The 12,972-nt window shown below is 40.3% G+C and carries 12 protein-coding genes; 10 read left to right on the forward strand and 2 right to left on the reverse strand.

Annotation, left to right across the window (positions count from 1 at the left end; all coding sequences use genetic code 11):
* Positions 1 to 827 precede the first annotated feature (827 nt).
* From ACFO3P_RS04980 to ACFO3P_RS05015, 8 genes are all read left to right on the forward strand, one after another.
* Positions 828 to 3,242 carry a Na+/H+ antiporter subunit A gene (locus tag ACFO3P_RS04980; protein ID WP_289584459.1) on the forward strand — a complete coding sequence of 805 codons (2,415 nt, stop codon included), beginning with the start codon at positions 828 to 830 and terminating at the stop codon, positions 3,240 to 3,242.
* Positions 3,229 to 3,651: a Na(+)/H(+) antiporter subunit B gene (locus ACFO3P_RS04985; RefSeq protein ID WP_193064790.1), complete on the forward strand. Its 423-nt coding sequence runs from the start codon at positions 3,229 to 3,231 to the stop codon at positions 3,649 to 3,651. The genes ACFO3P_RS04980 and ACFO3P_RS04985 overlap by 14 nt, the downstream gene beginning before the upstream one ends.
* A 2-nt stretch (positions 3,652 to 3,653) precedes the next feature.
* A complete protein-coding gene (locus ACFO3P_RS04990; RefSeq protein ID WP_042529233.1) occupies positions 3,654 to 3,986 on the forward strand; it encodes a Na(+)/H(+) antiporter subunit C in 333 nt (110 codons plus the stop codon).
* A complete protein-coding gene (locus ACFO3P_RS04995; protein ID WP_289584458.1) occupies positions 3,979 to 5,460 on the forward strand; it encodes a Na+/H+ antiporter subunit D in 1,482 nt (493 codons plus the stop codon). Before ACFO3P_RS04990 ends, ACFO3P_RS04995 begins: the two co-directional genes overlap by 8 nt.
* A 90-nt stretch (positions 5,461 to 5,550) precedes the next feature.
* Positions 5,551 to 6,033, forward strand: a complete 483-nt coding sequence (locus ACFO3P_RS05000) for a Na+/H+ antiporter subunit E (RefSeq protein WP_042529237.1) — start codon at positions 5,551 to 5,553, stop codon at positions 6,031 to 6,033.
* Positions 6,033 to 6,317, forward strand: coding sequence for a Na(+)/H(+) antiporter subunit F1 (locus ACFO3P_RS05005; RefSeq protein WP_042529239.1), 285 nt, complete (start codon positions 6,033 to 6,035; stop codon positions 6,315 to 6,317). The genes ACFO3P_RS05000 and ACFO3P_RS05005 overlap by 1 nt, the downstream gene beginning before the upstream one ends.
* 19 nt (positions 6,318 to 6,336) lie before the next feature.
* The gene (locus ACFO3P_RS05010) at positions 6,337 to 6,732 is read left to right on the forward strand and encodes a Na+/H+ antiporter subunit G (protein ID WP_244882410.1); all 396 of its coding nucleotides are present in this window, start codon (positions 6,337 to 6,339) and stop codon (positions 6,730 to 6,732) included.
* A 113-nt stretch (positions 6,733 to 6,845) separates the two neighbouring features.
* Positions 6,846 to 8,084, forward strand: coding sequence for a cytochrome P450 (locus tag ACFO3P_RS05015; protein ID WP_042529243.1), 1,239 nt, complete (start codon positions 6,846 to 6,848; stop codon positions 8,082 to 8,084).
* Positions 8,085 to 8,208: 124 nt separating this feature from the next.
* Here ACFO3P_RS05015 and ACFO3P_RS05020 read toward each other — a convergent pair whose 3' ends face one another.
* On the reverse strand, positions 8,209 to 9,228 hold the full coding sequence (locus ACFO3P_RS05020) for an LLM class flavin-dependent oxidoreductase (RefSeq protein WP_042529245.1): 1,020 nt from the start codon (positions 9,226 to 9,228) through the stop codon (positions 8,209 to 8,211).
* Positions 9,229 to 9,526: 298 nt separating this feature from the next.
* On the opposite strand from ACFO3P_RS05020, the gene rlmN reads away from it, so the two are divergent.
* Together rlmN and ACFO3P_RS05030 are read left to right on the forward strand one after the other, a co-directional pair.
* On the forward strand, positions 9,527 to 10,594 hold the full coding sequence (gene rlmN, locus ACFO3P_RS05025) for a dual-specificity RNA methyltransferase RlmN (protein WP_042529247.1): 1,068 nt from the start codon (positions 9,527 to 9,529) through the stop codon (positions 10,592 to 10,594).
* An 83-nt stretch (positions 10,595 to 10,677) separates the two neighbouring features.
* Complete coding sequence (locus tag ACFO3P_RS05030; RefSeq protein ID WP_276325289.1) at positions 10,678 to 11,163, forward strand: GNAT family N-acetyltransferase; 486 nt, start codon at positions 10,678 to 10,680, stop codon at positions 11,161 to 11,163.
* Positions 11,164 to 11,231: 68 nt separating this feature from the next.
* Here the strand turns inward: ACFO3P_RS05030 and ACFO3P_RS05035 are convergent, their stop codons facing one another.
* On the reverse strand, positions 11,232 to 12,479 hold the full coding sequence (locus ACFO3P_RS05035) for a GGDEF domain-containing protein (protein ID WP_042529248.1): 1,248 nt from the start codon (positions 12,477 to 12,479) through the stop codon (positions 11,232 to 11,234).
* Between the last annotated feature and the right edge of the window lie 493 nt (positions 12,480 to 12,972).

Genomic DNA, 12,972 nt, shown 5'->3' on the forward strand with positions numbered 1-12,972 from the left:
ATGCTGCAGCAATGCACTGCCTTTGTCAGACTTTTTGAACAACCATTTTAACACCTCATAATGCCTTTGCTTTTACTACATGAAAGGCTTATTATTTTACCACGTTTTAACACAGCATGAGTGTCCGTCATTCCCTGCGAGGGTATTGAAATAATAAAACAAAACGTTGATTCAGTGGGAGTTTTTACGAACGGTTCTCCCTTATCAATATTATGGCTGGAAAAACGGTCACTACATTTCCTGATTAACTCAAGCTTCCATTCACAAGGGGAAAAGAAAAACCAGGCGGATTATGTTCCGTTTGATTAAATTGAGTTTCTCTCTATTTTTAACGCATTGGTTCAACCACTTTATCGTCTTTATTCTATTCAGTAACGTAATATGCTGAAGGGGCCCTGCAGCTATTTATATATATACTTTCGCCAATAATAGGCTTTCTATTATTAGATTAGCATTTTACGGACAAAATAACCATTGTATATGCTGCTTGTTTAGAAAGTATAAGAAAAACCGCAGTTTTAAAGAAGCTGTCACAAAGCTCCTTACCTTGTGTCCGAAAATCCAGGCCTGCCCATCCTTATGAAGGCAAAGAACGAGCAATCTCGCCTATTCGAATGGTCGTTTTCTCCCCCGTTTTAAAGGGTAGTTAGTAAATAGCATACTTGTCTGGAGGAAATATGTGCGGACTTTTTAAACAGGTGAGAAATTTTAACCTTTTTTGCTGCTTGAACCCAAACTTTGATTGATGCCTAAACACCTGGCAACCATCAGGTTTTCTAACATAATCACAAAATAAGAAAAACAATGAAATGATAGGAGGTTCTCGTTTGTCGACTTTAGTACTGGCTATTTTTATCCCATTTCTGGCTGCTGCAATTATACCCTTCTTATATAAGTATATAAAAAACATCCATGTAGGCTGGTTCGTCATTCTGGTGCCGACAGGCTTATTCATTTATCTTGCTTCGCTCATCCCGGCTATTTCGGGCGGAGAAGCAATTGTGCAGACAATAAACTGGATTCCAAGCTATGGAATCAATATAACGGCTTACCTGGATGGACTTAGTCTGACTTTGGCATTATTGATTTCCGGAGTGGGAGCACTTGTAATTCTTTACTCTATTTATTACCTTTCGTTGAAAGAACCAATAGGTACGTTCTATACATACCTTATGCTGTTTATGGGAGCAATGTTAGGCGTTGTGATGTCAGACAATATGCTGGTTTTGTATGTATTTTGGGAGTTAACAAGTATCTCTTCCTTCCTGTTGATCGCATTCTGGTATCAGCGAAAGCGTTCCAGAGAAGGTGCCAAGAAATCATTGATTATCACGGTTTCTGGCGGGATTTCGATGCTGGTTGGTTTTATCATGATTGGTGCCATGGCAAATACGTGGAGTATCCGCGAGGTAATTGCTGAAGTGGCGTCAATTAGCGATCATGCTTTATTTATCCCTGCTTTGCTGCTTGTGCTGCTTGGAGCATTTACGAAATCAGCACAGTTTCCGTTCCATATCTGGCTTCCGGATGCGATGGAAGCACCTACACCGGTTAGTGCTTATCTGCACTCGGCTACAATGGTAAAAGCGGGTATTTATCTGGTTGCTCGTTTCACACCGGTTTTTGGCGGGGAAGCCGTGTGGTTCTGGGCGGTTACTGGTGTCGGGATATTTACGCTTTTCTGGGGCTCCTTTAATGCTGTCCGTCAGACCGATTTAAAAGCATTGCTGGCCTATTCAACCATCAGCCAGCTTGGAATGATTATGAGTATGTTTGGGATGGGTTCCGCAGCGCTTCATCTTGGATATTCCGATGAATCGATGGTATATACAGGGGCAACCTTTGCGGCGTTATTCCATTTAGTGAATCACTCGACGTTTAAAGGCGCATTGTTTATGGTTGTCGGTGTTGTCGACCACAGTGTTGGTACCCGGGATATTCGCCGCCTGGGCGGACTCATTACACTTATGCCTATTACATTTACGATTGCAACAATCGGCAGTATGTCCATGGCAGGGTTACCTCCGTTTAATGGATTTCTGAGTAAAGAGATGTTCTTTATATCTACTTTAGATATTACGGAAGCAAGCTTCTTCGGCTTAGGAACGTGGGGGATTATTATTCCGATTGTTGCCTGGATAGCAAGTGTCTTTACATTTGTTTATTCCACTGTATTCGTTGTGAAAACGTTCCTTGGTCCATATAAAGAAGAAAAGCTGGAGCATCCGGCACATGAACCAAAGCCGGGAATGCTGATTTCACCGATTGTATTAGGATTGCTTGTAATTATATTTTTCTTTGTGCCAAATGTGATTGGAAAGAATCTGATTACACCTGCGATGAGCGGAATCTTTCCTACCTTTGCTGCAGAAGGTGCAGATTTAGGAACGGATATTTATGCGTGGCATGGCTTTGAACCTGAATTATTTATGACCATCGGTGTCGTACTGTTTGGGGCTCTCTTATTCTTCTCGAGAAAATATTGGTCAGGTATATATAATCTGTTTCCAGAGAAAAGATCAATTAATGTGTTTTATGGATTTGTATTAGACCAGATGGAAGATAAATCAACAGTTATTACAAATAAATATATGACGCGTTACTTACGTGATTATATGGTGTATATTTTTGCTTTCTTTATTTTGGTGGTCGGCGGAACTTTTATTTATACAGAGGCATACCAATTTACACTGCCGGAGAATGCAACGATTTCGGTTTTTGAATGGCTTATTGTGCTGTCTATGATGGCAACCGGGATTACAATTTTATTTGCACAGTCCAGGCTGACAGCGATTGTGTTAAATAGTATTTTGGGCTTTGGAATTGCGATTCTTTTTGTCCTGCTGCGTGCACCTGATTTAGCACTGACACAAACCGTTATTGAAGCAGTAACCACTGTTTTATTCCTTGTAGCGTATTATTTCTTGCCTGAGCTGGAAAAAGAAAATACGTCGAAGAAAACGAAGAGTATCAACCTGTTTATCTCTATCGGTGTCGGTGTCGTATTTACGGCTGTAGCATTAGGTGTTCAAGGGAACAGAGGATTTGATACAATTTCCGGATTTTTTGAGAATTCCTATGAACTTGCTGGAGGAAATAATATGGTGAATGCCATCTTAGGGGACTTCCGTGCATTTGATACGATGTTAGAGGTAGTCGTTCTCTTAATTGCAGGGATTGGTATCTATACAATGATCCGGGTGAAGGCCAAGAAGGAGAGTGATCAGATTGAAGATAAATAACGTCATCCTTCGTACAGTGGCCAAGCTTGTTTTCTTTATCATTCTGACGCTTGCAGTATATTTATTTTTCGCAGGTCATAATAGTCCAGGCGGCGGCTTCAGCGGCGGGCTGGTACTTGCATCTGCACTGGTACTGCTATTTATTGTATACGATATTGAAACCATTCAAAAAGGTCTTCCTATTGATTTTAAATTGGTAGCTGCTTTTGGTGCATTCTTGTCTGTGGGCACTGGGTTTGGCGCATTGGTGTTTGGTGCAAACTTCTTAACACAGGCCTTTGATTATTTCGATATCCCTTTTTTCGGGGAAATAGAACTGACAACAGTGACGATTTTTGAAGCTGGCGTTGCTCTTGCTGTTGTCGGTGTTGTGGTAACAATCTTATTAAGTATTAGTGAGGATGAGTAATTATGGAAACGTTAGTAACCATCCTGGCAGGCGTATTAGTTACAGTAGCAACTTATCTCTTGCTGTCAAAGAGTTTGATCCGCGTTATTATCGGTACTGCGATTTTGACCCATGCAGCCCATCTTCTCATTATGGTGCTTGCAGAATTAAAAACGGGAACAGTGCCGATTGTCGGCGAAGGGGATCCGGTAGATCCACTCCCGCAGGCATTGATTTTAACGTCAATTGTTATCGGTTTTGCGGTAACTGCGGTGTCTCTCGTTCTCGCTTATCGAACATATCAAGAGATTGGAACAGATAAATTAGATGAGCTGAGGGGGGAGCCGGATGAGTAATTTAATTGTTATGCCCATGGCACTGCCGGTCCTGTTTGGGATTATTCTTTTATTTTTGAGGCCTTATGTGAAGGTGCAGAGAGGACTGTCATTGCTCGTATTTGTTGCGAATATCGCAATCAGCGCATATGTGCTGCATCTGATTCAGCAAAATGGCGTCTTACGTCTTGATTTTGGCGGCTGGGAGCCTCCTTTTGGAATCTTATTTGTAGCAGATAGTTTTTCCATGCTGCTGGTACTGGCGGCAAGTATTGTTGCTGCTGTATGTTTAATCTATTCGTTTTCTTCTGTGGAACCATCTTTTGAAAAGAACTTTTATTATTCTTTTGTTTTATTTCTTATCGCAGGGGTAAATGGTTCCTTTCTGACTGGGGATATCTTCAACCTGTTTGTCTGTTTTGAAATTATGCTGCTTGCTTCCTACGTGTTAATCGTATTTGGCGGCAAAAAAAGACAGCTTCGCGAGTCGATAAAATATGTCATTGTTAATGTTGTCTCCTCTTGGATTTTCCTTGTAGCTATTGCATATATATATGGATCGGTCGGAACATTAAATATGGCGCATATAGCAGAGCGTGTTGCAGAAAATGGACAGACTGCGACATTAACTGTTGTCAGTATAGTTTTCTTAACCGTTTTTGCATTAAAAGCAGGTCTGTTTTTATATTTCTGGCTGCCGGGCTCTTATTCTGTTCCAATTACTCCAGTCGCAGCTATGTTCGGAGCGCTGCTGACAAAGGTTGGAATTTATGCGATGTTCCGTATGTTTACCTTGATTTTCTATCACGAACCGCAAATGACGCACACGATAATTGGAATTTTAGCAGGTCTGACCTTAATCGGCGGAAGCATTGGAGCAGTTGCTTATAAGGACCTCAGATTAGTTGCTTCTTACAATGTGGTCATTGCAGTTGGTTTTATTCTCGTTGGCTTGGCTGTTGCAACACCAGCTGCTATAGAAGGATCTATTTATTATTTGATTCATGACATTATTATAAAAGCATCCCTATTTTTACTGGTAGGAACGATGATTGCAGTGACTGGACAGACGAAAATGGATGAAATCAGCGGTCTGATCAAGAACCACCCGCTGCTTGGCTGGCTGTTCTTCCTGACAACATTATCTTTAGCTGGAATTCCGCCATTAAGCGGATTTATCGGTAAAGTCCTTGTTGGGGAAGGTGCTGTAGAAGGCGGCGCATATGTCTTATTAGCCCTTGCGTTTATCTCAAGTATCTTTGTTCTATACTCCTTGATGCGTATTTTCTTAACAAGCTTTTGGGGAGAAACGATTATCAGTAAAGACGAAGAAGCGCCAGCAAAGAAAGGCTGGAGCGTTGCAATGTGTATATTAGCTTTAGGGACGATTGCTTTGGGCTTAGGCGCTGAATCTATGTCTGTTTATGTTCAAGATGCAGCAGAAACATTATTAAACCCGCAAATTTATATTGATGCAGTACTTGGAGGGAATTAGTCTGGATGAAATCCGAATTATCGGGTGCCCTCGGAGCGTGCATGAATACCTCTGAAGCAGTTTTTCTAATAAACAAGGTGGTGATGCTGAATGCCGGCACAGTTTTTATTGAATGTGTTTATTGCTGTATTATGGACCCTGATTAATGATGAATCCGAACTTCGATTTACAACATTTGTCGCAGGTTATCTCGTTGGGATTGGTATTGTGTTTTTAATGCATCGATTTTTTGGAGAACGATTTTATCTTTCTCGCTTTATAGCGCTAATAAAACTGATATTTATCTTTACGAGAGAGCTTATTATGTCGTCAAAGCTCGTTCTTGGGCAAATTTTAAAACCGAAACTTTCGATTAAGCCAGGGCTGTTTAAATACGAAACAGTCTTACAGGGAGATTGGGAAATTACGGCTTTAGCACTATTATTAACATTAACTCCAGGTTCTGTTGTTATTGAAGTGACAGATGATGGAGATGCATTTTATATTCATGCGATGGACGTGGAAGAGTCAAAAGATATCCTGTTAAAGTCCATTGATAACTTTGAAAAAGCGATTATGGAGGTGACACGCTAATGATTCAAGGAATGCTGACGATTGCTTTAACGTTTTATGGAATATCGATTTGTATCAGCGTGATTCGTATTATTATTGGCCCGAGTCTGCCTGACCGTATCGTTGCTTTAGATATGGTTGGTGTGACACTCGTATCCTCCATAGCTATTATATCAGTTATGCTGACAACCACTGCATTTTTAGAAGTTATCTTGATTTTAGCTATCCTGGCTTTTATCAGTACCATTGCCTTCTCGAAATATATTGAGAGGGGGGTCATTCTTGAATATCGACGCGACGATTGAATTTATTGCTGCTCTATTTATGCTTGCCGGATCGATTATGGCATTAATCAGTGCGATAGGAATTATTCGTCTGCCGGATGTTTTTACACGTTCCCACGCTGGTACAAAAAGTTCTACACTTGCTGTATTATTGACCCTTCTTGGAGCATTTATTTATTTTGCTTCCAATCAAGGATTTTACAGTGTCCGGCTGCTGCTCGGAATTGCTTTTGTGTTCTTAACTGCTCCAGTTGCAGGGCATCTTATCACACGTGCGGCTTACCGGGCGAATGTAAAAATGGCTGATACGACTGTGGAGGATGAATTGAAAGAAGTGACAGATAAAGTAAAAGAAGAGGCGGAAAAAGAGCGCAGTGAAACTGGAGAAGTCATTATAGAAGACGAAAAGAAAGCAGACAAAGAGCATTCTGAATAGAGTGCTCTTTGTTTATAATTCTAAGATAACGGTGCATACTTTTAAAAGGGAGACAGGTTTTTAAGAGCGTTGAAGAGGGAAGTAGGATAGAGAAGTACATAGGGGGTTTGAAAATGGTGAAACCAATCGTGCAAGATAAAGGAATGGATCATACCATCGATTTTTTAAGAGACGGTTATTTTTATTTTTCTAAACGAATGAACGAGTATCAGGAAGACGTTATCGGTTCGCGTATATTTGGAAGAAAGCTGGTGATGCTGCGAGCGGAGGAAGCAGCAGATTTAGTAAAGGACACGGCTAAGTTTAAGCCTGAGAAAAGTATTTTTGAATTGTCCACCAGCCTGCTTAGGGAAGAAAATGGTTTATTTTATCTGGCAGATATCAATCATCATCAGGAGAAAGCCTGGTTTCAAGAAGTTTTCTCGGCAGAAAAGCGGGAAGAATTGGAGGCAATTATCCGACAGCGCTGGGAAGAAAGAATAGAAGCGTGGAAAATAAACCCGTCTATTGATTTTGTTACGGAAATGGAAGAGATGTGGGTAATTGCTGTATGTAACTGGCTGGGGATTCCGATTCGTGCAAATAATCTAAAGCAGCGTACCACGGATATTCAGGAGTTTGTTCAATTATTTTCAAAGTATGGATTCAATCGCTGGAAAAGAAAACAAGCGAAAAATAGAATGGAAAAGTGGCTTGTCTTTTTAGTACGTCAGCTGAGAGCGGGCAGAATCCATGTCGATGAAGAAAAGATACTATCCAAACTGGCTTGGTATGAAGATGAATCAGGTCAAATTTTACAGACAGGGAAAGTGGTTCAAGAATTATTATTGCTTATCCGGACTTTTGCAGCTTCCAGCAGATGGGTCGTCTTTTGCCAAATAGCACTGCTTGAAAATCCGGGGTTAAGGGATCGGCTGCAAGTAGATCATCAATATGTTGACTGCTTTATCCATGAGGTTATCCGTTACTACTCTATCACACCTTTTGCCGTAGCAAAGACACAGGAGCAGCTTTTTTGGAAGGATATGTTTTTTGATAAAAATCAATTGGTGTTATTTGATATACATGGCGCTAATCATCATCCTGATAAGTGGCTTCAGCCGGACTTATTTCAGCCGGATCGATTTTTAGATATTTTACCTGACTTTGGAGAAGGGGCGGCGAAAGAGCTCGCTTCTGCGAATGAGAATATAACAATGCAGCTCATGAAGGTTAGCTTGTCTTATCTCCTGCGGACCGATTGGATAGCTCCGAATCAGACCTTCACCTGCAGTGGCACGGAAATTCCGGCACGGCCAAAAAATGGCATGCCGCTGGATTTTTACCATCAATCTTTTGTAGAGGATATGTAAAGGCGGTTTTTATTGACTCGGACAGTGATGTAATAAAATACATTTTTCACGGTCAATTGCATTGCGATAAAAAGCCAGCTTGAACAAGAAATAACTTCTTGATCAAGCTGGCTGACGTTATCTATTATTCACTCATCAATTCGCCTACGATAGAATAGGAATAAAGTCTTTCCTTAATACCGTAGATCTGTGAGGTGATTATAATTTCATCTGCATCTGTTTCTTTACGGAATGCTTCTAACCCTTTACGGACAGTTTCTTTGTTGCCGATAATAGTTGTCTTCGGACTTAAAGACTCTTGTACAGCAGCTTTTTCTGCTGGAGACCAGACGGCATCCATGTTCTCAACGGGCGGCTGCAGTTTAGATTCTATTCCTTTTCGCAGATTTAAGAATTGCATCTGATGAGAGGTAGCCAAATAAGCTGCTTCTTCATCAGTATCTGCTGCAATGACATTGACTGCAACCATTGCATACGGTTTATCAAGCGCTTCAGACGGCTGGAACCGCTCACGATAAAGCTCTAATGCAGGAACGGTATATGCAGGTGCAAAATGGCTGGCAAATGAAAATGGCAAGCCTTTTTCCGCCGCTAATCGTGCACTAAAATCGCTGGAACCAAGCAGCCAAATCGGAATATCTAAGCCCTGTCCAGGTATTGCCTTTACTCGGGAAACTGGATTGCTTGAAAAATAATCCTGCAATTCATTGACTTGCATCGGAAATTCCTCGGGGCCGGCATGAAGGGTGCGACGCAGGGCAAAAGCGGTTGCCTGGTCACTTCCGGGTGCACGGCCTAATCCTAAGTCTATCCGATTCGGATAAAGGGATTCCAGTGTGCCAAATTGCTCTGCAATGACCAGACTGGCATGATTTGGCAGCATGATTCCGCCTGAACCGACACGGATGGAGTTGGTGTGCCCGGCAATATGGCCGATCAATAAAGAGGTTGCTGAGCTTGAGATTCCTTTCATGTTATGGTGTTCTGCAAACCAATAGCGGTGAAATCCCAGTTTTTCAACATGCTGTGCTAAACGGACACTTTCCTGAAATGCCTGTTTAGCATCTCCTTCTTCGATAATTGGTGCGAGATCGAGTACAGATAAAGGTATATTTTGAAACTTTTTGTATGATTGAGTATCCATTAAACCCCTCCTTCACTAATAAAAATGATAAAGGTTTCTTAGGGCAGCGTCCAATGTTTAAACTTATGGCGTCAGAAGAAGTTACTTTTTGCCTCTTCATTCAGGGGAGGGGACTGCGTTTACTCGTCCTATCAAATATCGTCGCAGCGGACATCTCCTTGGCAAGAACATCCGGTGTTTTAAAAACCAAGTGATTTTCTTGATTCATCTAATGAAAAGAATGTGAAAACTATTTGCTAACCTGGTCGTAATCAAGTAATATAGGGAAAGCAGAAAAAATGAAATGAGGGTATTTTTGATGAGTCATTCATCTATTTACGGATTAACATATGAACAATTGCAGTCGTGGTTAATGGAACATGGTGAAAAACGTTTTCGTGCTGAGCAAGTGTGGAACTGGTTATATAAAAAACGGATTGACCGCTTTGAAGATATGAATAATGTCAATCAGTCAACGATAGATCTTTTAAAGGAAAATTTTGTCCTGCATACAATGGCTGAAGAAATTCGCCAGGAGTCAAAGGATGGAACGATTAAATTTTTATTCAAGCTGGCAGATGGCAATGTGATTGAGACGGTCCTGATGCGTTTTAATTATGGATTATCTGTCTGTGTGACAACACAGGTAGGATGTAATATTGGCTGCTCTTTCTGTGCAAGCGGGCTGCTGCGTAAGAGCCGTGATTTAAACAGTGGGGAAATCGTCGAGCAGATTATGAATGTACAAAAGCATATGGATGAGCGCGGGGAAGAAGAGCGTGTCAGCCATATTGTAGTGATGGGAATTGGCGAGCCGCTGGATAACTATAAGAATTTAATGGATTTCCTATACATTGTGAATGATGATGGCGGATTAAATATCGGTGCACGTCATATTACGGTTTCGACAAGTGGACTGGCACATAAAATGTATGAATTTGCAGATGATCCGATACAAGTCAATTTGGCTATTTCTTTACACGCTCCAAATAATGAATTACGTACACAAATTATGAAAATCAACCGTGCCTTCCCAATTGAAAAACTGATGAAGGCTGTGGATTACTATTTAGAGAAAAAGAATCGCCGGATTACGTATGAGTATATCATGCTTCATGATGTCAATGATCACAAGAAGGAAGCATTGGAACTGGCTAAGCTGATCAGGAACCACCGCCATTTAGCTTACGTGAATCTGATTCCATATAATACGGTCGATGAGCATATAGATTATCAGCGCAGCAGTTCAGAGAATATCCAGGCCTTTTATGAAACATTGAAGGCAGAAGGAATTCAATGCGGTGTCCGTTGGGAGAATGGTGCGGATATTGATGCAGCCTGCGGTCAATTACGCAGTAAGCAAATTAAAAAGACAAAAGCAGTTTAATATACAGTGAAAGGAGCTTGCTCTGAGACAGGGCAGCTTCTTTCTTTATAAATAGGGCGGATAGCCGGGGGAGGAGTTATGTATTGGATAAATCAGTTCTCATCAGAGAAATCGAAGCAAAGGATGATAAAGCGATGGAAGCGATTATTAAGAGCTCCTTAGAAAAACATCATCTCGATCATGAAGGGACAGCTTATACAGACCCGCAGCTTGCTGAGCTAAGCTCTTATTATCAAGCACGGCCAAAGGATAAATATTGGGTAATGGAGCTGGATGGGGAAGTCGTTGGCGGTGTTGGTATAGGTATATATAATGAAAAGCAGTCTATTTGTGAGCTGCAGAAGCTTTATTTGGCTCCTTCAGCTCAAGGCAAGGGTTTATCCCGGAAGCTGATGAAAACGGCTCTGGACTATGCTTCTGTGCATTTTAAACAATGCTATTTAGAAACAAGACATGAATTGGAGGCGGCGAGCAGTTTATATGAAAAATATGGCTTTCAATCCTTGGAGAAACCTTTGGAAGGAAGCGAACACTCGGCTATGGACCGGTGGTATATCAAGGTATTATAGAGAAAGGGCAGCTTCGTTCAATTTTAACGAAGCTGCCCTTTCTTATGCTTGGTGCACAAAGTAATACGTTATTTCTTGTTATTTAACCTGCCATCCATAGAAATAATCCGATTTTTCCCGCTGTTTTTTGCCTTTAACAGCAATTCATCAGCTTGTAAATAAGCATTCTTAAGCTCCGTCAGACGATCATTATGGATATAATACATTCCAAATGAGGCGGTATAAGGGATGCTGACAGCTTCAGACCGGAATTCTGTCTGGGCAGGGGCAGCCAAAATAGTATCCCTAAGTTCATTTAGAAAAGACTGGCAATCTTCATAGTTTTTATTCCGTAGAATGATGGTAAATTCCTCTCCGCCCGTGCGAAATACATAATCACAGGAATCTATGCTATTCTGCAGTATTTGGGCGAAGTGTCGGATGACATTGTCGCCGACAACATGATTAAACGTATCATTGATAGATTTAAAAGCATCGATATCACCAATAATCAGGGCGATGTCTTCTTCCTTCTCGTCTAACTCCTGCATTACTTTATTCAGATAGGTCCGATTATAAATATTCGTCAGAAAATCGGTATAGGCCATTTTTTTAAATCGTTCGCTTTCCTGTTTTTGGAGTAAAAGCTTGGTATGAAATATCCCTGCGCGTCCTACGATATAACTCAATAGGAAAATAGCAATCACTGCTTCCCATTGCCCTTCGGATATAAATGTGAAAAGCAGCCCGTTTGTCAAAGCTGTTTTAAGCAAATCAATCATGCTTCGCCCGGTAATAAATTCAAATGCTTCCTGTTTCGAATGTATATTTTTAGTAACAAGCATGATTAATATTAAAAAACAGGAAGAAATAACGTCCATTAAAATAATTAACAAGAATACAACCAGCCAGAACGAGAAGGGGAGGCCCTGTACAGCAGGGTATATAGTGTGAAAACCATAGAATCCAATCGTACAGAATAATGTCGGCGCACCAATATTATAAAAGGTATGCAGCAGTTCGTCCTCATCTGCTGTACCGGTGATTTTCCGATGAAAATACACATAAAATCGATTTGCAATTTCAAATAGAAATAAGCCTAATGGACCTGCTAATAAAACGAAGGAAAAGCTATAGGAAATACTATAATCAATATTCATTTTTCCGGCCTTAACAAGTGTCCTTAAATGGACAAAAAGGATAGAAAAGAAAAGGTAGATAGAATAAATCAAAATATAAGAGTTTACATCCAGAAGCAAGGTACCATAGCTGACTGAAAGCAAAGCAGCTATGGTAAAAACCGATAGGATCACTATACGCAGGTATAATCGGACCATTATAAGAACCTCTCCATTTCAAAGAATAGTAATTGGATTTTCCACCGGCCTGATACTCCAAGTAAAAAAGAAGCGGTGAATTAGACCTAATTATATGGCAAGTAAAATCATAGCTGCGTAAGTTTAAATAAATATAAGTAAATAAACGATGTTTTTACTTTCCCCACCGATTATAAAATACAAATATTTACTTATTCTAAGTCAGTAATATTCATATGTATGCAGTTATATTTTATAGAAAATTGTAATATTTAACAAGTATTATTTTTGATTTTGTAAAAACAGGGGAGAGCCACGGGTAGAAAACATCAGTAAACAATTATGTACACAAAAAAACAATATTGTTTACAATGAGTACAAAAATGTTTACTTGTAAACATTAGCGTGTATAAATTGATTTGACAGGTTTTATTGAAGTGTACAAGAAAACAAACATGTAAACATTTCGCTAAAACACTTGAAGAATGGAGAGGATGTGTTTATGCTAGAGTTA

This window comes from Oceanobacillus aidingensis (assembly GCF_042654105.1).
Lineage (GTDB): Bacteria > Bacillota > Bacilli > Bacillales > Amphibacillaceae > Oceanobacillus > Oceanobacillus oncorhynchi.